The sequence below is a fragment of the Candidatus Pelagibacter sp. PS_37 genome, from assembly GCF_059417825.1.
The window spans coordinates 967,509-990,915 of the sequence record NZ_CM182067.1; the positions used below are offsets into that span (position 1 = coordinate 967,509).

Annotated in this window: 16 protein-coding genes, 2 tRNA genes and 1 other RNA gene; 6 read left to right on the forward strand and 13 right to left on the reverse strand. The window is 31.1% G+C overall.

What is annotated here, in order from left to right:
* Nucleotides 1-9: 9 nt before the first annotated feature.
* From ftsZ to AC5SL9_RS05160, 4 genes are all read right to left on the reverse strand, one after another.
* On the reverse strand, nucleotides 10-1,497 hold the full coding sequence (gene ftsZ / locus AC5SL9_RS05145) for a cell division protein FtsZ (protein WP_006997876.1): 1,488 nt from the start codon (nucleotides 1,495-1,497) through the stop codon (nucleotides 10-12).
* Between the two features lie 2 nt (nucleotides 1,498-1,499).
* The gene (mraZ, locus tag AC5SL9_RS05150; protein WP_006997875.1) at nucleotides 1,500-1,967 is read right to left on the reverse strand and encodes a division/cell wall cluster transcriptional repressor MraZ; all 468 of its coding nucleotides are present in this window, start codon (nucleotides 1,965-1,967) and stop codon (nucleotides 1,500-1,502) included.
* A 255-nt stretch (nucleotides 1,968-2,222) separates the two neighbouring features.
* Nucleotides 2,223-2,577, reverse strand: an RNA gene (rnpB, locus tag AC5SL9_RS05155) — RNase P RNA component class A.
* 42 nt (nucleotides 2,578-2,619) lie between these two features.
* On the reverse strand, nucleotides 2,620-3,363 hold the full coding sequence (locus tag AC5SL9_RS05160) for an N-acetylmuramoyl-L-alanine amidase (protein ID WP_011281426.1): 744 nt from the start codon (nucleotides 3,361-3,363) through the stop codon (nucleotides 2,620-2,622).
* Between the two features lie 69 nt (nucleotides 3,364-3,432).
* On the opposite strand from AC5SL9_RS05160, the gene AC5SL9_RS05165 reads away from it, so the two are divergent.
* Nucleotides 3,433-4,218: an MlaA family lipoprotein gene (locus tag AC5SL9_RS05165; RefSeq protein WP_006997873.1), complete on the forward strand. Its 786-nt coding sequence runs from the start codon at nucleotides 3,433-3,435 to the stop codon at nucleotides 4,216-4,218.
* Nucleotides 4,219-4,231: 13 nt separating this feature from the next.
* Complete coding sequence (locus AC5SL9_RS05170) at nucleotides 4,232-4,825, forward strand: Tgt2/MlaC family protein (protein WP_494573913.1); 594 nt, start codon at nucleotides 4,232-4,234, stop codon at nucleotides 4,823-4,825.
* 20 nt (nucleotides 4,826-4,845) lie between these two features.
* Here the strand turns inward: AC5SL9_RS05170 and AC5SL9_RS05175 are convergent.
* The 5 genes from AC5SL9_RS05175 to AC5SL9_RS05195 form a co-directional block, all read right to left on the reverse strand.
* A tRNA-Ile gene (locus AC5SL9_RS05175) sits at nucleotides 4,846-4,922 on the reverse strand.
* A 66-nt stretch (nucleotides 4,923-4,988) separates the two neighbouring features.
* A tRNA-Val gene (locus AC5SL9_RS05180) sits at nucleotides 4,989-5,063 on the reverse strand.
* A gap of 8 nt (nucleotides 5,064-5,071) precedes the next feature.
* A complete protein-coding gene (gene rpoD / locus AC5SL9_RS05185) occupies nucleotides 5,072-6,895 on the reverse strand; it encodes an RNA polymerase sigma factor RpoD (RefSeq protein ID WP_006997871.1) in 1,824 nt (607 codons plus the stop codon).
* A gap of 66 nt (nucleotides 6,896-6,961) precedes the next feature.
* The gene (dnaG, locus tag AC5SL9_RS05190; RefSeq protein ID WP_494573914.1) at nucleotides 6,962-8,737 is read right to left on the reverse strand and encodes a DNA primase; all 1,776 of its coding nucleotides are present in this window, start codon (nucleotides 8,735-8,737) and stop codon (nucleotides 6,962-6,964) included.
* Nucleotides 8,737-9,198 carry a GatB/YqeY domain-containing protein gene (locus AC5SL9_RS05195; RefSeq protein WP_006997869.1) on the reverse strand — a complete coding sequence of 154 codons (462 nt, stop codon included), beginning with the start codon at nucleotides 9,196-9,198 and terminating at the stop codon, nucleotides 8,737-8,739. Before AC5SL9_RS05195 ends, dnaG begins: the two co-directional genes overlap by 1 nt.
* A 128-nt stretch (nucleotides 9,199-9,326) precedes the next feature.
* Between AC5SL9_RS05195 and carA the strand changes: the two genes are divergently transcribed.
* A complete protein-coding gene (gene carA, locus AC5SL9_RS05200; RefSeq protein ID WP_006997868.1) occupies nucleotides 9,327-10,523 on the forward strand; it encodes a glutamine-hydrolyzing carbamoyl-phosphate synthase small subunit in 1,197 nt (398 codons plus the stop codon).
* Complete coding sequence (gene carB, locus AC5SL9_RS05205) at nucleotides 10,501-13,725, forward strand: carbamoyl-phosphate synthase large subunit (RefSeq protein WP_494573915.1); 3,225 nt, start codon at nucleotides 10,501-10,503, stop codon at nucleotides 13,723-13,725. The genes carA and carB overlap by 23 nt, the downstream gene beginning before the upstream one ends.
* 18 nt (nucleotides 13,726-13,743) lie before the next feature.
* On the opposite strand, the gene AC5SL9_RS05210 is transcribed toward carB, so the two are convergent.
* From AC5SL9_RS05210 to AC5SL9_RS05220, 3 genes are all read right to left on the reverse strand, one after another.
* Nucleotides 13,744-15,939, reverse strand: coding sequence for an autotransporter domain-containing protein (locus AC5SL9_RS05210; protein WP_494573916.1), 2,196 nt, complete (start codon nucleotides 15,937-15,939; stop codon nucleotides 13,744-13,746).
* 129 nt (nucleotides 15,940-16,068) lie between these two features.
* Nucleotides 16,069-18,312 (reverse strand): autotransporter domain-containing protein, encoded by a 2,244-nt coding sequence (locus tag AC5SL9_RS05215; protein WP_494573917.1) that lies wholly within the window; start codon nucleotides 18,310-18,312, stop codon nucleotides 16,069-16,071.
* Nucleotides 18,313-18,316: 4 nt separating this feature from the next.
* Nucleotides 18,317-18,457 carry a hypothetical protein gene (locus tag AC5SL9_RS05220; RefSeq protein WP_006997864.1) on the reverse strand — a complete coding sequence of 47 codons (141 nt, stop codon included), beginning with the start codon at nucleotides 18,455-18,457 and terminating at the stop codon, nucleotides 18,317-18,319.
* 150 nt (nucleotides 18,458-18,607) lie between these two features.
* On the opposite strand from AC5SL9_RS05220, the gene AC5SL9_RS05225 reads away from it, so the two are divergent.
* Nucleotides 18,608-20,758 carry an autotransporter domain-containing protein gene (locus AC5SL9_RS05225; protein WP_494573918.1) on the forward strand — a complete coding sequence of 717 codons (2,151 nt, stop codon included), beginning with the start codon at nucleotides 18,608-18,610 and terminating at the stop codon, nucleotides 20,756-20,758.
* The gene (locus AC5SL9_RS05230; RefSeq protein WP_006997862.1) at nucleotides 20,758-21,102 is read left to right on the forward strand and encodes a hypothetical protein; all 345 of its coding nucleotides are present in this window, start codon (nucleotides 20,758-20,760) and stop codon (nucleotides 21,100-21,102) included. The genes AC5SL9_RS05225 and AC5SL9_RS05230 overlap by 1 nt, the downstream gene beginning before the upstream one ends.
* 8 nt (nucleotides 21,103-21,110) lie before the next feature.
* Here AC5SL9_RS05230 and AC5SL9_RS05235 read toward each other — a convergent pair whose 3' ends face one another.
* Nucleotides 21,111-23,285 carry an autotransporter domain-containing protein gene (locus AC5SL9_RS05235; RefSeq protein WP_494573919.1) on the reverse strand — a complete coding sequence of 725 codons (2,175 nt, stop codon included), beginning with the start codon at nucleotides 23,283-23,285 and terminating at the stop codon, nucleotides 21,111-21,113.
* Nucleotides 23,286-23,407: the final 122 nt, after the last annotated feature.

Here is a 23,407-nt window from a genome sequence, read left to right on the forward strand (position 1 = left end):
TGAAGACCATTAATTCTTTTGTCTTCTTAAAAATGCTGGAATTTCTAGATCATCATCTTCTGAGGTATTTTCCGAAGTTTCAGTTGATAAAAATCCTTCTGTCTCTGAAGTTGCACTATCCGAACTAAATAGATCTAGCGCGTCTTCACCTTCTACACCAAAGTTTTCAAGTCCATTAGAAACATGCTCCTCCTCCATTGGGCTATTTTCTTCAGGCTTTGCAGTTGTAAGTGCCTCCTCTGAAAAAGATTGCTCATAATCATTTGATTGATTGTTTTCAACAATACTTTCAACTTCTTGATTGCTAACAGTTTGCTCATTCATCATTTCTGATGATGTAGTATTTGTAACTGGTTCTGCAATTATTTCATTTTCTAACTTTAATGCATTTGCTCCATGAGAAATAGGGCTAGTCATTGTAGGTGAAAAATTAAACGATTGAGCAGAACTAGCACTGTTAAAATCTGAATAACCAGGATTTCTATTTTGTATTCTGTGAACCATATTGATTACAGATTTACTTTCTGGTTGTTGTCCATCTAGTGCCGTTGCAACTATTGATACTCTAATTTTTCCATCAAGGTCGCCAGATGTAATAGCACCAATAATCACCTCTGCTTCAGGATCTACTTCAGCTCTTATTTTATTAACCACTTCATCAACCTCAAAAAGTTTAAGATCCTTACCACCGGTAATATTTACTAGTAATCCTTTCGCACCTTTTAACGTATAATCATCAATCAATGGGTTGCTAATTGCCATGTCTGCTGCTTTAGCTGCTCTACCTTCTCCTTCAGCTTCACCAGTTCCCATCATTGCTTTACCCATTGAAGCCATTACAGTTTCAACATCAGCAAAATCTAGATTAACTATACCTGGTCTAACCATAAGATCGGTCACACTCTGTACACCTTGCATTAAAACATTATTTGAAAGATTAAAAGATTCTTCAAATGTAGTTTGTTCATTTGCAACCTTAAATAGGTTTTGATTTGGAATTACAATAATTGTATCCACATGTTTTCTTAATTCTTCTAGGCCTACCTGAGCTCTTCTCATTCTTGATGGCCCTTCATATAAAAAAGGAAGTGTTACAACACCTACTGTTAAAATATTTAATTCTTTAGCAGCTCTTGCAATAACGTGTGCAGCACCTGTGCCAGTTCCACCACCCATACCAGCAGTTATAAAAACCATGTTTGCACCCTGAAGAGTATTTACAATTTCATTTAAAGATTCATCTGCAGCTGCTTGACCAATGTCATGTTTTGCTCCAGCACCTAAACCTTTTGTTAAACTTAGGCCAATTTGAATTCTTGCTTTAGCTTTACTTAACTTTAAATCTTGAGCATCTGTATTTACTGCTATGAACTCTACTCCTTGAAGTCCATTATCAATCATTTCATTAAGTGCATTTCCACCTGCTCCGCCAACTCCCACTACTAATAATCTTGGTTGTAATTCTTTTATTTCTGGTGATTTAAAGTTAATTGTCATTTTTATTTCCCCTCATTGTTATTAAAATGTTTTTCCCATTTAAGACTTGCACGATTTAGATTTGCTTTTTTTCTTGCGTTGATCTTAAATTTTTCAAATGCTGCTGGTTCCCATATTTGGAATGTTTGACCTTGACCAACAAACAACATGCTATTTTTTATTTTTGCATGTTTTAATAATTTTGTTGATAATGAAATTCTACCTTCACTATCAAATTGTAAATTCATACTCTCAGATAAAATTGATGTTGCAAAATAATCTCTTTTTTCTTCAAATGGACTTAATGAATCTATACTTGCAGAAAGTTTTTCAATTCTATCTTGTGAGCAAGCTTCTATAGACTGATTATTAAATGAGGGATAACAGATAACACCATTGTATCCTAAGTTAGAAAGGTGAGATCTAAAACTAGCAGGCACAGATACCCTTCCCTTTTTGTCTATTTTGTTCTCGTAAGTAGATAAAAACATATTTTTTATATTTCATAAATTCCATATTTGGGAATATATGGGACAATATGGGTTTTTAAAGATAGAGTCAATATGTTCATTTTAGGCTTATTTGGCAATGATTGTAGATAACTTTTATGTATCTACATAAAGTCAAAAATCAATTTTTAGTTTTAACTCAATACAATTCTAAGACTAAAAATAAGAACAGAAATGATTCAATTATGAATCAAAAGGTGAACATCTAAAGTTAATTAAAATTGAACTGTGGATAAGTTTGCTAGACAAACTATAAGCCGGGTTCTGTCATTTAAACCTATCATTTCTCTAGGCTTAAGATCACTCTTAAGCTCATGCAACTAACCCTGATGACTAGCCAAAGACGGCTTTTAGTTTTGCAACAATGTCATCTCTACTTAGTCTTGCTCCCAGTGGGGTTTTCCAGCGTTCATTGTTACCAATAGAACCGGTGCGCTCTTACCACACCTTTTCACCCTTGCCATGTTATGGCGGTATATTTTCTGTGGCACTATCCCTAGGGTTTCCCCCGCCAGGTATTATCTGGCACTGTGTCTTTGCGGAGCCCGGACTTTCCTCTTTAATAAATTAAAGCGATAAGTCGTTCATCTAGCAAATGTAATTTATTACTTAATTATAGAACTTCAAGAAAAATTTAATTGTATGCTTTGATGAGGCTTTTATTGATTAATAAGGACTCTTGATCAATTTTTCCATCAACCAACTCTTGTCTAAATCTTCTTTGAAAAGATTTTATTAATTCTATTAAATATTTATTCCTACCAATATTTTTTGGAAATGTTTTTGAATATCCAATCTTAAACAGGTTTCTAAAAAAAATATTCTCTTCTACCTTGCTTATTTTTAGCTTTCTATTCTTTAGTAAATCTTGCTTATTTAATGTGTGCCATATCCCTATTTTATTTTTAGCCAAATATTCCCATGGGAACTTTTCACCTGGATCTTTTTTTCTAAGTACTGCTATGTCTGAGTGTCCCAAAATATTCTTAGGATTAATTTTATATTTTTTTATTAAAAACTTACTTAACTTTACAAGAGTAGTAATTTGTTTTTGTGTAAAATTTTTATAACCGTACTCATGTCCTGGGTTTGTAATTTCAATACCAATAGAATTTTGATTTAAAGACTTATAATTTTTCCAAGAAGATTTTCCTGCATGCCATGCAATATATAAATCAGGTACTATTTTTACAATTTCTCCATTATTTTTGATTAAATAATGACAGCTAACCTCAGATTGTATTTCTGTTAATCTTTTCAAAGCATCAGATTCGCTTTTCATACCCGTATAATGAAAGATAATAAATTTGATTTGCTTAGAGGTTCTTTTTTTAGGATTAAAATTTGGGGAATAGTTTAATATTGTTTTTAAAGCCATTTTTGCGTCATATTTAGAGCTAAATCTAGATTTACATTGATATTATATACATTATATAATCATAGGATAATGAAAAAAATTTTAATAACTTCACTAATAAGTTTAATGTTAGCAACAAATGTGAGTGCTGATACAGACGGTGAAAACAACTTATCTAAAAAAAATTCTGGTGAAGTTAAAGACTGTTTTGAAAATGTAAATAGAGCAACTTTTAAATTTAACCAAGTGTTAGATGGTGTTATTTTTGAACCTGTTGCAAAAGCTTATAGAATTTTACCCTCTCCAGTTAGAGCTGGGACAGGTAATGCTTTAGACAATCTCTCTACACTTGTAACAATACCTAATAATATTCTCCAAGGAGAATTTAAAAAAGCTGGAGTTAACACAGGTAGATTTATTGTTAATACAACAGTTGGAGTTGTTGGAATATTTGATGTGGCTGAAAAAATTGGTTTTCCAGAGTATGAAAAAGAAGATTATGGCCAAACACTTGGTGTAATGGGTGTTGGTCCAGGATGTTATCTTGTTCTACCTGTTTTAGGACCATCCACTGTTAGAGACACAGCTGGATCATTTGCAAATATATTAGGCGGAGATGCTTGGTATAACGTTACTGTAGCTAATGATACTCAGCATTTTTCTGACTTTGATTATTATGCATCAAGAGCAAGTTCTGGGATAGATTTTAGAGCAAAAAATATAGACTCGTTTGAAAACTTGGAAAAAAATTCAATAGATTTTTATGCTTCAGTTAGAAGTTTATATTTGCAAGATAGACAACAAAAAATAGCTAACTCTAATGCAATAACTGAAACCCAAAACGATAGTGATTGGGAAGAAATAGAAGCTCAATAAATTATAAAACTTAATGAGATTAAAAAAGTTTTTAATATTTACCTTCGTCATAATTAACTTTGTTGGTATTAATCAATCATATTCAATTGAACCAGATGTATTTGTTCAATCAACTGTGAATAGAGCTTCTGAGGCCTTAAATAACAAATATTCAAAAGAAGAAAAAATAGAAAAGCTAAAACAAATTGCAAGTGAAACAGTTGATATCAATGGTATTGGTTATTACACTTTAGGAGCTTATAGAAAAAATATAAGTGACAATGAAATAAATCAATATGAGATGCTTTTTGAACAATATTTTCTAAAAAGTTTTTCTAGTCGACTGGCTGAATACTCAAATCCAGAGATTGAAGTCGTGTCTAAAAAAAAATTAAATGAAAATTATACAATGGTATCTAGTATTTTAGTTGGAACAGAACAAAGGCCTGAAGTTAAAATTGATTGGAGAATTTATACAAAAAATCCAGAAAATCCTTTAATCAGAGATTTAATTATTGAAGGCTTAAGTCTAGCAAGAACTCAAAAGGAAGAATTTTCTTCTATTATTCAAAGTAATGATGGGGATATCAACGCTCTTTTTTCTATTTTAAAAGAGTTTATTAAATAATCATCTATAAAAATAATTTTTGGTGGGCCCGCCAGGACTCGAACCTGGGACCAATACATTATGAGTGTACTGCTCTAACCAACTGAGCTACAGGCCCTAAAAATTAAGCTTTAATTATATTATAATGTAACCGATGTCTAGCATAGGTAAAAGATAATGAAAATGGTGGGACTGGTTGGTTACGCTCCAACTACCCCTGCAATGTCAATGCAGTACTCTACTATTGAGCTACAGTCCCTTTGAATTTTAACTTTCTAAAAAGCTTTTTAACTGTTTGGATCTGCTTGGGTGTTTTAATTTTCTTAAAGCTTTAGCTTCTATCTGTCTAATACGCTCTCTTGTTACAGAAAACTGAAGACCCACTTCTTCAAGAGTATGGTCTGTATTCATTCCAACACCAAATCTCATTCTAAGAACTCTTTCTTCTCTTGGTGTTAAAGTTGATAAAATTTTAGTCGTAGCTTCACTTAGATTAGATTTTATAGCTTGTTCTAAAGGTGCTAATGCTTTTGTATCTTCGATAAAATCACCCAAACTACTATCTTCTTCATCTCCAACTGGTTTTTCAAGAGATACTGGTTCTTTTGATATTTTTAAAACTTTTCTAACTTTATCTAAAGGCATTCTTAATTTTTGTGCAAGCTCTTCAGGTGTAGCCTCTCTACCAAACTCACTTAAAATTAATCTTTGGGTTCTTACAATTTTATTAATAGTTTCAATCATATGAACTGGAATTCTAATCGTTCGCGCTTGGTCAGCAATAGATCTGGTGATTGCTTGTCTAATCCACCAAGTGGCATATGTTGAAAATTTATAACCCCTTCTGTATTCAAACTTATCTACAGCTTTCATAAGACCGATATTTCCTTCTTGAATAAGATCTAGAAACTGAAGTCCTCTATTTGTATATTTTTTTGCAATTGAAATTACCAATCTTAAGTTTGCTTCAACCATTTCTTTTTTTGCAATTCTAGATTCTTTTTCACCTTTTTGAACTCTACTAACTATTTTTTTATAATCAGTTACTGAAATTCCAAGTTTATGACTAATCTCAATTAATCTCTCTCTTATGTTTTTAAATTCATCTTTATTTTTTGAAAAAAACTGTTTCCACATGGGGTTAGTATCCAAGAACTTTTTAAGATTTGGGTTAATTTCATTACCAATATAAAACTTAATAAATTCATTTCTTGGAATTTTTTGATCCATTGCCAACCTTAGAAGATTTCCTTCTAGTGAAACAATTTTTTTATTTTCCACATAGTGTTTTTGAACCAATTCCTCTAATACAGATGGTGACAATTGTAATGATTTAATATTTTCTAAAATATCACTTACAATTTTATCATGTCCTTTTTCTTTAGCAGCTGAGAAACTTACTGCATTTAAAATACAATCAAGTTTTTCTTTTTGATACTTGATTAATTTTGCATATTCTTTTGTTAAAGTATTAACAGTTTTTAAAACTTTTGGTTTAATTTCAGTTTCCATTGCTGCAAGCGTTGGATTAAACTCATCATCGTCTCCATTATTCTCTTCATTTTTATCAGTTTCCCCAGAATTTCTTTGTTTAGCACTTGGCCCTGTATTTTCATCTTCCATGTAGTTAGTATCAATATCAATAATTTCTCTAACTAATATTTCATCACTTTGAAGTTTTTCATCCCATTCTACAAATTGTTGTGCAGTAATTGGGCTTTGTGCTAATGCGATAAGCATTACATCTTTTCCAGCTTCTATTCTTTTTGCAATTGCAATTTCACCTTCACGAGACAAGAGTTCTACTCCACCCATCTCTCTTAAATACATTCTTATAGGGTCATCACTTTTCTCAATTGTCTTGCCTTCTTCTTTAGATGAATTTTCTTTTTTTCTTAAAACTTTAAAGTCAGATTTTTTTTCAACCAATGCTACACTCTCATCAAGAATGTGCATGAAGGCTTGTTCTAAATTTTCGTCTGAAAGATTTCTTTTACCTAATGATTTATTTAGCTCATCAAAAGTTATAAATCCTCTATGGGTTCCACGACCCATAAGTCTAGCAAATGATTTTGTAATTATTCTTTCCACAATAGTATATTTGAGAAGACTTATATAAGCCCAATTTGAGAAAAATCCACGTATTTTTTGAAGGATTTAATTGATGTTTTTTTGTTTTTTTAGCTCTCTTATTTCGTTGAAAGTGCTTTCACTTAAATCTTTAGAGAACTTCGACTCGAGCTCTTCAATCCTAAACTCTAAATCGTAGTTTTTGAGGTCTCTAGATACTTCGTCTAATAATTCAAACATTTTATTCTGATCATTTTGGTGATTATTTAGAATATGTTTTATTGAGGCAAATTTAAAGATTTTTTCAGTTAATTGAGGGTCAATTGGAATTTGATCTAAGGTAAGTTTTTCTCCACTCTTTAGTTTAGCTATCAAAGTTTCAAGGATTAATTTATTTTCTTCGCTAAATAGTTTTATATTTTCAATCATGTGAATATTTTCTTGAAATAAATCCAAGTTATTCATTATTAAATAAAGCAATGAAAATTCTTTAAGCTCAACACCACTCAATGATTTACTTTCGTTAAAGTGTTTTTGAGTGGACTGTAATGATTTAACTTTTTTAGTATAAAATTGTTTTTTTCCAATATTGCTATGTGGAGTTAAAGATGAAATTTTCTCCAAGAAAAACTCTAGTACGTATTTTTTTATGAAATCATCTTTAATAGTTGCAGCAATAGCTCTTAATTTTTTTTCAAAAATAGCCATTGATGAAGGATTATTATCTGTTTGTTGTTTATAATGGTTAAATATAAACTGATGAATTGAAATTTTTGCCTGTTTTGTAAAATCAATAAAATTTGCTTTACCATTTTTATTTGCATAACTATCAGGGTCTTCTCCATCTGGTAAAAAAAGAAACGAGATTTGTTTTTCTGGTTGTAATTCTTTAATTGAATTTTCTGCTGCTCTAAGAGCTGCTTTGTATCCACTTTCATCACCATCAAAACAAATAATAATATCTTCAAAGAATTGGTTAAGCATTAAAATTTGACGATCCGTTAAAGAAGTTCCAAGATTTGCCACAACATTTTCAATTCCATTTTTACTTAAACCAACTACATCCATATATCCCTCAACTAAATATACATGATCTATTTTATTAGATAATCTTCTAGCTAAATCTAAATTATACAAGTTAGAACCCTTTTTAAAAAAAGGTGTTTCAGGAGAATTAATATATTTTGCTGAATAACTATTTTCCTGGATGGTTCTTCCTCCTAATCCAATAGGTTGGCCTGAAATATTATTAATTGGAAATATTATTCTATCTCGAAATCTTTCAACGTATGTATTCTTTTTTTCATCTAAATAAAAAAGACCACTTTCAACCAAAACTTTTTCACTAAATTCATCTTTTAATTTTTCATAAAAATTTGAGTTTCTTTCAATAAAACCTATTTTAAAATTTTTAACCTCTTCTTTACTAAGGTTTCTTTTTTTTAAATAATCTCTTGCAATAGTTAAACTTTCATTTTTTAAAATTTCATCATGATAAAATTGAACATATTGATTGTAGATTGAGCAATATTCTTGCCAATTTTTTTCACGTTCTTCATCTTGCTTTGAAAATGTGTAAGGTCTCATACCTGCAAGATTTGCTAATGATTTTACCGCCTCTCCAAATTTCAAATTTTGAGTTTTCATTACAAAATCAAAAATATTTCCATGTTCCGATGTTGCAAAACAATGATAAAATTCTTTTTCATCATTAACTGTAAATGAAGGCGTTTTTTCAGTTTTAAAGGGTGATAAACCTACAAATTCTTTGCCTCTTTTTTTTAGACTGACAGACTTTGATACAACTGTCGAAACCTTTAAACGAGTTTTAATTTCGTCCAAATACTCTTTTGGGTATTTCATTATTTATTTAATAGTTCTTTTAGCAAAGGTCCAGCTTTAGCAAAATCTAGATTGTCAGGGTATGACTTCTTTAATTCACCCATTACTTTACCCATGTCTTTAATTGATGCAGCACCCAATTTACTTATTGTATCTACACATATTTTTTTAGTTTCTTCATCACTTAACTGCTGTGGTAAAAAACTAGATAAAAGATCAAATTCATTTTGCTCAACTTCTAACAAATCCATTCTCTCATTTTTTTTATAGATCTCTATTGATTCGGTTCTTTGCTTAATCATTTTCTTTAAAAGTTTTTTTATATCATCATCGTCTGTTTCTTTTATGTTGGCTCCAGATCGATTGACAATATCAAGATCTTTTATTCCAGATAAAATTAACCTGTAGGTTGAGATTTCAACCTTATTTTTTGATTTTAGAGAATTTTTATAGTTAGTTTCTATTTTTTCTTTCAATGTCATAATATTTTTTAATCTACTGCAAAGTGAAAATTCTTCAAAAGAAAAATTGTTTTTTTATAATTTTATAATACATCTCTGTTGCGATAATTAGGGTTTTATTGTATTAACCTTTAACTCATGAGTTGTAATTGATCAAAAAAGCAAAAAAGATTAGCTCTAACAAAATCTCACAGATTCACACAGGCGTTTTAGTTCTTGAAAATAAAACTATCTTTAAAGGAGTTGGTATTGGCTATCAAGGAACAGCAACGGGTGAAGTATGTTTCAATACTTCTCTAACTGGTTATCAAGAAATTATTTCAGACCCCTCTTACGCTGGGCAAATTATCAATTTTACCTTCCCTCACGTTGGTAACGTTGGAACTAATAAAGAAGATTTAGAGTCTGATAAAGTTTGGACCAAAGGTGTAATTTTTAACTCTGAAATAACAAATCCTTCTAACTATAGATCTTTAGCTAATTTAGACCTGTGGTTAAAAAAAAATAAAATTGTTGGGATCACTGGTTTGGATACAAGAGGCTTGACTAATTATATTAGAGATAAAGGAGCCCCTAAAGGTACTATTTCTTTTTCTAGTAAAAGAAATTTCAATATTAGTAAATTAGCAAATATCACAGCGAAATGGAGTGGATTAAATAATTTAGATTTAGCAGAACAAGTAACTACTAAAAAAAATTATATTTGGTCAGGTTTTAAAACTTGGAAAAAAGAAACTGGTTATTTAAAAAATAAGAAAAGTTCATTACATGTTGTTGCTATTGACTATGGGATAAAGAAAAATATTCTAAGATATTTCTCAGATCTTAATTGTAAAGTAACAGTGGTTTCGTGCAAAACGAGTGCAAAAGACATACTTAAATTAAAGCCAAATGGGATCTTTTTATCTAATGGTCCTGGTGACCCTGCAGCAACTGGTAAATATGCAATTGGAATCATTAAAGAATTAATAAAAAATAATTTACCTATTTTTGGTATTTGTCTTGGTCATCAAATTCTAGCTCTAACACTAGGTGCAAAAACTAAAAAAATGAAACTAGGTCATAGAGGCGCTAACCATCCAGTTAAAAATTTAATTAAAGACAATGTTGAAATCACCAGTCAAAACCATGGCTTTGAAATTGTAAGAGCATCATTGCCAAAAAATATTGAAGTCACTCACAAATCTTTATTTGATAATTGTATTGAAGGAATTAGATTAAAAAATAAACCTGTTTTTTCTGTTCAATATCACCCTGAATCAAATCCAGGACCACAAGATAGTGTTTACTTATTTGAAGAATTTATTAACAACATAAAAAAAAATGCCAAAAAGAAAAGATCTTAAAACTATATTAGTCGTTGGTGCTGGACCCATTATCATAGGTCAAGCATGTGAGTTTGACTACTCAGGGACACAAGCCTGTAAAGCCCTTAAAGATGAAGGTTATAAAGTTATTTTAATTAACTCTAACCCAGCAACGATCATGACAGATCCTGGTGTTGCAGATAAAACTTATATCGAGCCAATAACGTTAGAAGTATTAGAAAAAATTCTAAAAAAAGAAAAACCAGATGCAATTTTACCAACAATGGGTGGTCAAACTGCTTTGAATTTAGCAATGGAAGCAGAAAAAAAGGGAATTCTTAAAAAATATAAAATTGAGTTAATTGGAGCTAATTCTAAAGCGATCTCTAATGCAGAGGACAGAAAAAAATTCAGAAAAAATATGTTAGATATTGGTTTGGACTTACCAAAATCTAAAGTGGTATCTCATATTAGAGATGCTGCAAAAGCTTTAAAACAAATTGGGTTGCCTGCAATCATTAGACCTGCTTTTACTTTGGGTGGTTTGGGTGGAGGAATTGCTAAAACTGAAAAAGAATATCTTAAAATAGTTAAAGATGGATTGCACGAATCCCCTGTTAACCAAATTTTAATTGAAGAATGCCTTGAGGGTTGGAAAGAATTTGAAATGGAGGTTGTCAGGGATAAAAAAGACAACTGTATTATTATTTGTTCTATTGAAAACATTGATCCAATGGGAATTCACACGGGAGATTCGATTACCGTTGCACCCGCTCTAACACTCACAGATAAAGAATATCAAGTTATGAGAAATGCCTCAATTGCTTGTCTTAGAAAAATTGGAGTAGAAACAGGTGGATCAAATGTTCAATTTGCAATCAATCCTAAAGATGGCAGAATGGTTATTATTGAAATGAACCCAAGAGTGTCACGTTCATCTGCCCTTGCATCTAAAGCAACAGGATTTCCAATTGCAAAAGTTGCAGCAAAACTAGCAGTTGGTTACACCCTTGATGAATTAAAAAATGAAATTACTAAAACAACGCCTGCTTCTTTTGAGCCTAGCATTGATTATGTAGTAACTAAAATACCAAGATTTACCTTTGAAAAATTCTCTACTTCTGAGGCGGTTCTTGGAACATCCATGAAGTCAGTTGGTGAAGCAATGGCAATTGGTAGAAACTTTAAAGAATCTCTGCAAAAAGCATTGGTTTCTCTTGAAATTGGCTTTTCAGGCTTAGATCGAATTTTTCCACTTAACAAAAAAGAAATAGAAAAAGAACTTAAAAAAAATATTCCAAACAGAATATTGTTAGCTGCTGAAGCCTTTAGAAAAAAAATCAACATTAAAAGAATTCACCAACTTTGTAAAATAGATCCTTGGTTTTTAGAGCAAATAAAAGAAATTGTTGATGAAGAAAATAAAATACAAAAAAGAGGTCTTCCTAAAGACTACAATGAGTTTAACAGAATTAAATCAATAGGTTTTTCTGATAAAAAATTATCTGAAATCACTAAAATTTCTGAAGACCTTGTTAGAAAAAAAAGAACTGCTTTAAAAGTATTACCAGTTTACAAAAAAGTAGATACCTGTGCTGCTGAATTTAAATCATTCACCCCTTACATGTATTCAACATACCAAAGAAATTATGCGCTAAATACAGAGTGTGAAGCAGAACCTTCTTCAAGAAAAAAAATTATAATCTTAGGTGGTGGACCAAATCGTATAGGTCAAGGTATTGAGTTTGATTATTGTTGTTGCCAAGCAAGCTATGCTCTTAAAGATAGCGGTTTTGAAACCATAATGATTAACTGTAATCCTGAGACGGTTTCAACAGACTACGATACAAGCGATAGACTTTATTTTGAGCCTCTTAAAGAAGAGTATGTTTATAATATTATCAAAAAAGAACAGCAAAAAGGAAACCTTGTAGGTATTATTGCTCAGTTCGGTGGGCAAACCCCTATAAGACTTGCAAAGTTTTTACACGATAACAAACTTCCAATTTTAGGTACGCAGTACACTTCAATAGATTTAGCTGAAGATAGAGATAGATTTAGAAAATTACTTGATAGATTAAAATTAAAACAAGCAGAAAGTGGTATTGCTAAAACTTACAAGCAAGCCATTCAAATTGCTGAAAAAATTGGACTACCCTTAATGGTAAGACCTTCTTATGTATTAGGTGGAAGAGCAATGGAAATTGTTCACGAGAAAAGCCAATTAAAAAACTTTGTAGAAGAAGCATTTAAAGCTGCAGAAGATAATCCCATATTAATAGATAAATTTATTAGTCACGCTATGGAAGTAGATGTTGATGCGATATCTGATGGTAAGCAAGTATTTGTTGCAGGTATCATGCAGCATATTGAAGAAGCGGGTATTCACTCAGGAGATTCTGCTTGTTGTCTGCCTCCTGTATCTATTAAACCAAAGCTGATAACTGAAATAGAAGTTCAAACAAAAAAGTTAGCTTTAGCATTAAATGTTAAAGGTTTTATGAACATTCAATTTGCCATTAAAAATGATGAAATTTATGTAATCGAAGTAAATCCAAGAGCAAGTAGAACGGTTCCTTTTGTATCAAAAGCTAAAGGACTGCCACTTGCAAAAATTGCATCACGTGTAATGACTGGTGAAAAATTATCTAAATTTAATTTAAAGGGTAAAAACAAGAACCTGTTTGCAGTTAAAGAAGCTGTATTTCCTTTCAATAAATTCCCAAATAGTGACTTATTATTGGGGCCTGAGATGAAATCAACAGGTGAAGTTATGGGATTTGATAAAGACTTCGGTATGGCTTATGCAAAAAGCCAAATTGCTGCTTCAAACTCATTACCAACAAAAGGTCTAGCATTTATATCTCTTAAAGATGGTCATAAAGATGAAGGTGTAGATCTTGCAAAACAATTAATAAAATTAAATTTTACTTTATGCGGCACTGGTGGAACAGCTGAATACATTCGTGAACATGGCATAAAATGCAAAACAATAAACAAGGTAAGCGGAGGCTCTCCTCACATAGTTGACATTCTAAATTCTAAAAAAATTGCTTTAGTTATTAATACAGGTGGTGGAAATAGTGAACATCGTCTTCAGGATGCAATGGCTTTAAGAAGAGCTACATTAGGTAATAAAGTTCCTTATTGTACAAACATGTCTACTGCACAAGCTTGCTTGATGGGGATTAGATCTTTAAAGACAAAAGAGATTACCGTAACTGCACTTCAAGATATTTAACTTTAAATGTGGGTATAATTAAAATGGTTTGCTTACTTTAATTGCAAACTCATTTTCGTAGTCTTTATTGTTTTTAATTAATCTTCTTATTGAAGTAGAAAAATACCAACTATCAATTAGATTTAAATCAAAACCTAACTCTAATTTTAGAGAATTTGAATAATCCTCTTTTACAGTATAATAATATGTGGTGTTAGGGTCAGAAATGTATGATGCTTTAGCTTCTGAATCAGGAGTTAAGTTTTCAAAAAATTCAATTCTACCATATGGTAGAAAATAACCTTTCTTTATTTTTTTTTTATATTTTGTTAAAGCACCAATCGAAATAGATTTATTTTTTAAATTTTGTTCTTCAAATCTTAATGCATGAGTATTCCCCAGCTCTGAAAAACTTTCTAATTTAGATAAACCGTAATCAAATCTTCCAAATAATAATGATGTAAAGTTATCTTTATCTCTTATTTTATTAAATTTAATTGAAGTAAAATATTGTTTAACACCTCTATTTCCAGTTAAAGGGTTGGAAGGGTTGGCTTGCACAACTCTTGTAAGATCATTTTCAATATATCCATAGCCAATTAAACTATCAATAAAAGTTGAACTATTCTTATGCCAACTTGAATATATTGTTGCACTTTTTGCATCAGATTTAATTTGAGTACCTGATTGCCCCACATCAGTATCCTCATCTTGTAGTCTAATGGCTATACCAAAAAGTGTATTTTTCCTTATTATTTTATCCATTCCAAGTGTTAAGGCATCTGAATCGAACTCTTTATTAACCTTGCCTGATTTAAGCTTAATTTTGCCCTTTTTAAAATATCCAGAACTCCAAATTTTCCATTTTCGAGGCACCATTCCAAATTCATTTTTTAAATATTGTGAAAGGGGTAATTCGCTTATAAATTTTTCAATATTTTTATTAGATAATTTTTGTTCTTTGTTAACATCACCTTTTAAAAGATAAGCATCTAATAATTTTGCGTACGGATAGGTGTCTTTGTTTGTTATATCAATATCTATACCTAGATCTTGAAATTTAATATTGTCATTTTTTTTTGTAGTTCGATACCACTCCATTCTCTCTAAAACAGGATAAGTTGAACTATAAATAAATCTTTTTGCACTTTCAGATTGTCCTTCAACTATCCCAACTAAATCTTTATCAACAAAAAAATTAACTTCTGTAGAATTTATTGATAATGATGCTGATCCAAAAACTGTGGCTGTTCCTCCCATGCCACCATATTCAACGATATATTTAGTAACCACGTTATTGCCTACTGTTGCAGGACTAGGAAAATCATTCCACTGACCAAATTTAACATCAGTTCGATCTCCATAAAGGTGCATATAATCTTCATCCCATCCGTCGCTTGCTGTTCTATGTGAATTTGGCTCACCTGGGACCCAATTAAGATAACTTTGCTCTGAACACCCACTGATTGTAGCACCTGTTCCGCCTACACTTGCTTCAACATATTTTTGGCAGGTATAAGTTTGACCGGCTTCAGGACCATCCATCCACTTCCATATATTTTCAGTTTCACTATCAGATCCACCAGTCCACGCATTTGTTGAAATTTTTTCTTTTATCCAATTATTTTCTTGTTCAGTAGTAATGGTTACTAAATATCCTGTAAGTCCATTAAATTTTTTCGCATCACTTTTAGCTTCCGTTCTTGCATCAGCCCAGTCAACGGCTTGTGGAGGTGTAGTAAAACTGCCAAGAACTCTATAATAGTGACCATTAACAGGATTATAAGAAGCACCTTCTGGAGTTGCTGAAACCGAAATTGTAGTATTTGAAGTGGCTCCATCACCCTTAAATGAAAGTGTCGCCAATGCAGTATTAACTTCTGCTTGAGTTCCTTGAAAACCAATTTCTGATCTATCACTGTCTGTGCAATTAGTAGGTACAGAGCTAGAGTCAGCTGTATAACCACAGAGACCGTGGATTTGTTCAAGGCCTGTAACTGTTGTGACTTTTATATAACCCGCTGTTGTTGTGATTGTTATAAGTACTTCGGTAGAGAAACCGCTTACAGAGGGAGTGGTGCCAGTATCAGAAAGTAAAACGAAATCTGAGGTATCAGTTGTTAAAGATGTAGGAAAAGTAAAATCTGCTGAATAAACTATTTTTGAACTAAAAAAGATAATCAAAAAAAAAGTGATATGAATACATCTAACAAGTTTTCTTAAAATAAATTCCATAATGGAAAATAGCCTATAAAATTTATTTTATTACTTAACCTATCTTTGTTAGTGCTCAAACCGGGCAGGTTTAACTAACATTTGTGATGAATTTACTGAGCTTTTAGAGTTTGTCAGAAAAAGATTAAATTAAAAGATTTTCTTTAAATTAATCGTTGCTTCATCAAAAGTATTTGGCCTCAATACATCTTGATTGTTTAATTTAAAATCAAATTCAAAGTCATTAATATTTTTACTTATCTTAAATTCAGATCCTAAATTTTCTGAGCCTACTAATTTAAAAGCATAATTAGTTTTTCTGTTAGGTAAATATCCTATCGCTAAATGTATTTTATCAGTATGACCCGTTCCTAATGCTTGATTTCTCTCATAGATTAAAAATATACTAAAGCTATCCGGTAAAATTATATCTATACCCAATTCCCCATTTAAATTATGTAAAGCACCTGAATTTAATTTGGTATCAAATTCACCACTTGTTGCATCAGAGACGTAAGAATATTTTATATTAGAGGAACGACGTAAATTTGCTTTGTATTCTAATTTTCCATGCTTTCTAATTGTATATTTATCATTTTCTAATTCATCAATTGCAGCAATTGAAAGCCTGGCATTTCTTGATTGAATACCTTGCTTTTTAAATTTCATAGCAGCGTTACCACTTTCTTGATAATCATTTAATAAAGTGTAACCAAGATCTATTTGTGCAGATGGAACTAGGATTAAATTATTTTTCTTAATCTCATCTTTTAATTTAATTGTTCCATATATTTGTTTGCCATTTCTGTCAGCTGTTGAACGTTTACCATCAAGTACTGATAAAATATCTGAGTTAAGAACACCCACTCCAAAAACAGTGTCTATAAATTTTGTATCATCTTCAATTGGCGATGAAGTATAATGGGTTAAATTATAAGTATTCGTATCTAAATTGCTTCCAGCTGAGCCAACTTTAATATCATTTTTACCAAATCTAAAAGCAAGCCCCCTTATGCCATTATTTTTAGTAAATTTATCTGCTCCAACTGTAATTACGTTAGTTTTAATCTTTTTAAATGAAGAAACTTTTGTGTCTCCAACTCTACCCACAGCAATACTTCCTTCGCTCCAATAAAATACATCTTGTTGTTTTTCCTCTTTTTTCTTTGTAGTAGCTGAGGTTTTTACAACTTTAGTAAGAGAGGCAAGCATTTGATTGGTAAAATTAAAATCTAAATTAAGATTAGTTAAGTTTTGACTATCTTTATTTCTTCTAATCCACTTCAATCTATTTAAAGCAGTATCCGTTGAGTGCTCTATAGTTCTTGTTGCAACTTCTATTTGTGCAATAGCTATTCCCGTTCTGACACTATTTTCTGTAACTGGAGGACATTTTCCTGCAATAATATTAAAGGGACAAACTAAATCAAATTCGTGAATTGTATCACTCCCACCAACAGTTTTGTCATTACCTATATACATTTTTAAACCACTTGCACTGAATGCAATTCCTCTTGGTTGAGTTACGGTACTTTTTAAAGAATCTAAAGAGACTGTACCATCTATAGTAAATCCTGATGTATCGTATGCCGATGTAAGTGAAATTTGAGTCACATCTTGTGAACCAAGATTATGGTCAACAGAAAAAATCCTTTTTCCATTTGCGCTAAATCTAATAGAGTAAGGATTTGCTGTTTCACCCTCTAGCTCAATTCCTGCAGTGGTAACAAGTGATATAGTAGTTAAGTCATATGGAGTTGAAAGTTGGTACTCCAAAAGTCTGGTATTAGGTGCGAAGGTTGAGCTAGAGCCATGAAAGATTAAAAATAATTTTGTTCCATCATCATTAATTTCCAAACCTTGAAGACGATTTTTGCCTTTACCGGAAGTTACATCTCCAGCATTACTACCATTTTGTAAGGCATCACTGTCAAGATTTGAAGTTGCATTATTTGCATATAAACATGTTGAAATATCATAGGCTGTAGTTAAATCAAATCTAAATACTTTGTCAAAATCTGCACCATCACTGGATTTACCCTCTGCAAAAAATAGTTTCATTCCATCACTACTAAATTCTAAATCATATGAACCGTTGTTGTCCCCCCCGTGATCTAATTCGCATCTTTCATTGGCCCCCGCATAAATTCGTGTGGAGATATCAAATGGTGTAGATAGGGTGTATTCATTTATATGTGTATAAGTTTCTCCATCAGTTGTATTATTAAGTGTGAACATTTTTGTCCCATTTTTATTAAACTGAATACCTTGTATATGGTTAGCTCCCCCATCACTGACTGTTGCTGACTGTATATGGGTAACCATAGCTCCAAATGAATTAGAGATGGGAAGTATAAATAATAAAATTAAAATAAAGTTTTTTATAAATTTCATAAGATTAAAATGTTGCTGGCAATTTAATACTCAAGTCTTTAAATTGTTTATTTACCAGTTCAACTATTCCAGCTTGTGATTGCATCAAAATAAAAAATGATGACAAAAATAGACCAACAGCTAATTTTCTTAAAAAAAATACCATAATGAAAAATACTATATAAAATTTAATTTAGCGGTTTTTCAGTTCTTTTAAGTGCTCAAAACGGGCAGAAATTCTGATATTGAGTGCGTTTTATCGAGGATAAAATAATCTTCATCAAAAATTCAAATATATAAATTTTAATAAATCAAGATGCTTAATTTAATAAAAAAAAGTAAAAAATTAATTATAAAAGGTGCTCTTAAACTAAAGGTATTTTTAGTTTTATTTAGTTTATTTTTTTCATCACTAGCTTTAGCTGAACCTACATTTATTGCTAATCTTGATATCAGCGACGATGAAGGAAGCGCTACTGGGATAACATTTAAACCTGATGGTACCAAAATGTATATTACAGGAATTGGTGCTGATAAAATATTACAATATAATCTAACGACAGCTTTTGATATTACTTCAGCAGCTTTAGAAAAGTCAGTGCTTATAAGAACAGTAGAGGGTGCACCAGAAGATGTAAAATTTAATTCAGATGGAACTGTAATTTTTATTTTAGGAACTGGAGGTAATGGGATTGATAGATGGTCTTTAAGTACACCATATGATATTGGATCGATCACTGCAGCAGATACCACTTTTACTTCTATTGGTGGTGATCCAAGAGGATTAGCTTTTAATAATAATGGAACAAAAATGTTTGTTTTGAATCAGACAAATACGCGGGTAGAAGAATATAATCTTTCAACACCATATAACCCTGATACTAAAACTTTAACCAACACACTTACTAATGCAACAAGTAGTAATTTTCATCAAGGACTAGGCTTCAATGCTGATGGATCAAAAATGTTTGTAGTAAAATCAAGAGGTGGCTCTAACACTGATAATAAAATTGATGAATACGCTTTATCTACTGCTTTCGATATATCAAGCTCAAGCGCAACATTAACTGGTACATTCTCACCAACTCATTCCAGTGATGAATACTTAAGTGGCATGGCTTTCAATGGTTCTGGAACAAAAATGTATCACATAAATTGGAGTGGTGATGAAGTTCGAGAGTATAGCTTAAGCTGTCCTTTTAAAGTCACTAGTTCATCAACGTGTGACGCACCACAAAAAAATAAAGATGTAAGGGGTGTAGTTGATGCACAAATTAATACTGCTAAAAATTTTGCAAAAGATTCAAGTCAGTCTGCTTTAAAAAGATTATCTATTTTAAGAGCGAATAAATACTACAACGCAAGTGCACAAAATATAGAGTTAAACTTTCAAAATGAATTATTAAAGAAAGTATCCAATAATGTTTTAAGTTCCGCACAAGCTAAATTAAACCCACTTCAAAAATTAGATCAAATTTTACCTAATGATTGGGAGGTATGGTCCGAAGGTAGCATTAGTTTTGGAAAAATTGGTGAGAGCTCCTTAAGTTCTGCTCAAGATATTGATAGCCTTGGTATAACTGTGGGTGTTGATACAAAAATGGATGATGACCAAATATTAGGAGTTGCTTTAAGAGTAGGTAACACTGATGTTGATGTTGGAACCTTTGGTTCTAAAGTTGATACAAATGCATTAAGTTTATCTCTTTATGGAATTAACAGTTTAGAAAACAGTAATTTTTTAAAACACGTTTTTGGAGTTAGTTATTTAGATAGTGATATTGTAAGAAAATATGAAGGAAATACCGACATAAATACGGGTGACCGTGAAGGTAAGCAGGTTTTTGGTTCACTTAATTTTGGAAGAGAGTATGAAAATGGTGATTTAATTATTACTCCAACAGGTCGTATCGATGGAAGTTATACAGCACTTAATGGTTATACAGAAAGTGGCAGCGCTGCAGCACTTAGTTATAATGATCAAGACATTAAATCTTTAATGGCTTCTTTAGGAGTATTAATAGACCAAGATGTTGATCTAGAAAATTCAACTGTAAGATCTAGAATTAATCTTGAATACAGTAAAGAGTTTGCCTCAAGCTCTAAGGTGGTAACAAGCTACGTATCAAACAGTGAAAGTTTTGAATATCAAGCTGATAACAAAAATAGAGATATATACACAGCAGGACTTGGTTTAGATTTTAAGCATGACCAAGGGTTAATAATTAGTACTGATTACGAAAGACAGCAAATCAAGGGTCATGGTTATATTAATAAATTTACATTATCAGCAGGCTTTTTATATAGAAAAGAAACAGAGTTTGCACTTGGTCTTGATGAAGAAATGACTTCGAGCTTTAAAATTTCTAAAGCACTAGGTGTATTTGATTTAGAATTTGATTTAGAAAATAATTTTTCAAATCAAGAAAATCATAATGCTAACTTATCTATATTAAGTAAATTTTAATGAGTAAAATAAAAATAGTTTTCTACTTAGCTTTAGCTTTTATTTTTTATAAAGGCTTTGTTGCATTTCAAAATTTTGAAATTGGTGTTGATGACAGGGTTGCAGCTATAGAAGAAAAAGCAGATTTTGAAAAAGAAGGTGAAGTAATTGGTCTCATGATGTATTTAGGTGACCCACCAGAGTTATATGAACATTTATTAACTAAGAATAAATCTAGATGTTTAGAAATGAAACAAACAGCAGAAGAGAGCTCCTCTGCATACTATGAATGCGCAAGAGTGAACGCCGTCCTTATAGGTGGAAAAATTGTAAGCATTATTAATGAAATTGAAGTTATAGAATAATTATTAAATCAAAATTTATTTGAAATTTCTATATTTGTGCCATAGTCAGGTACATCACTTATAAAATTATAATTAGAGCTCATCTTTAAATCAAATCCATTTATGTTATTTGTATATGAGAAACTAGTATTTTCAAAATTATTCAGATCAAATACAAATTTCATTTCATCAATTGGCACATACCCTACAGATAAATAAATTTCATTACTATGACCTTTGCCGTTAGATTGAAATCTCTCAAAATTTCCAACGAATGACCATCCTGTTATGGAAGTGACATCAAAACCATAACCAATTCTAAGATTATGCTTTGATTTATTTTCTACATTATAATTGTAAACTGTACTTTGACTATTAAGATAATAAAATTCTGCATCTGATGATGGGCTTAGATCTGCAATATATTCTAATCGACCATGGTGATTAATAATTTCATCTTCTTCTTTATCTGTATCTGTTTTATCTAAAAGGACACCAAGTGTTATTAATGCTGATTTAATATTTTGCTCTTTATAAAGTAGTGCATCAGCTAAACTATCTCCAACAATAGTTCTTTCTCTAAATGCTTTTAGTTTTGTGTACCCTAAATCTAATTTAATACCTGGATTGAGATTTAAATCTTCATCAACTATTCTTTTTCCAAAATTAAATGATCCATATATCTGTTGACCTTCTCGGTTTCCCTCTAAAATGTTACCATAAATAACCCTTTTTTGATTTATATCTAGTAAACTAACTCCAATTAATGCATCTGTAAAAAAATGATCGTCTCTAAGTTTGGTATCATATAAGGCAAAACTATATGCATCTGTCTCTAATTTTGTTCCACTACTTCCAATATCAACATTATCGTTTGCATACTGAAAAACGTATCCATGCATAGCATCTCTATCATCATCTTTAATTTTATCTGCACCAACTGAGATACCATAACTGTGAAAGTCTCTTGATGATGAATTTATAGATTTATTTTTACCTAAGCTAATTCTACCTTCACTCCATTTAAACCAATCCTCACTATCATAACTTCTATCATTTTCTTTTTTAGAATTTTTAAGAGCACTAACTAATTTTGATATTTTTTCATTTGTAAAATCAATTTCTGCATTAAGATTTGATAAATTATCTTTATTTTTATGTCTTCTTAACCACTCAATTCGATGAAAGATTGGAAGAGTATTGCTTTTAATTATACGTTTTGATAATTCTACATTAGCTTCTATGATTGCTTTAACATCATTATTATTTGAGGCATCAATACAAGTAATGGTACCAGCGCAAGCTAAACTATATTCAAAAATTTTATTTGTTGAAGCAGTAGAGCCAGCATCATTAGTAACAAACAACTTCGTAAAATTTGCTGTGAAAATAAAGCCTCTCATATGACTAACTCTGCTACCTAGCTCGTATTCAGTAGAAGTAGAAGAAATAGTTGTGATATCCCAAGGTGTACTTAGAGTGTATTTATGTATATTATTATTACCATCACCTGCGACATACAAAATTGACCCATCCGAATGCAATTGAATATTTCTCATTCCTCCGTCAGAAGAGCTGGCTAGACTGGCTGATAAAGAACCCACTGAAACTCCAGATCGAAGATCAAAAGGAGTTGTTAATATATATTCTCTTATTTTATCTTGAGTTTTTCCACCCACAAACATACGTGTTCCGTCAGGTTTAAATGTTAAAGTTCTTACTTGATCTTCATTGCCAACACCCGTTATGTCTACTTCAAATATTTTCTCACAATCCAATGTAGAAGTATCCCAAGCAGTTGTTAATTTAAATTGATAGACTGCAACTCCAGGATTTCCAGAGTGATCTTTGTTGGTAGTTATAAACATTCTTGTTCCATCAGGTTTAAATTCAATAGCGTGTGGTAACTGCATATCTGTACTACATGTTAATTTTGTTCCAGCTCCATCAACAAATGTTCTTGTTGCTGTACTTATATCGAATGGAGTGCTGAGCGAATATTGAACTATGTAGGCATCATGATTTGCAACACGATTTGTTATATACATTATGCTTCCGTCTGGTTTAAAGTTTATTCCTCTAACACCAGGTACATCTGTGGATAGTATTTTTTCTTTTTGAAATTCTAAAAAAGCAAAAGCATTAGAATAAAATAATGCTAAAAAGCTAAATACAAAAAATGATGTTTTGAGAATTTTTTTCACCTTAGCAGATTAATGAAATTAGGATAAATACAACCGTGTTGGTGCCCAAATCGAATTAAATTTGTTAGCTATAATATCATTTTAGAGTTTTCTCACATGTCGTGTTGACAACTGATCAAAAT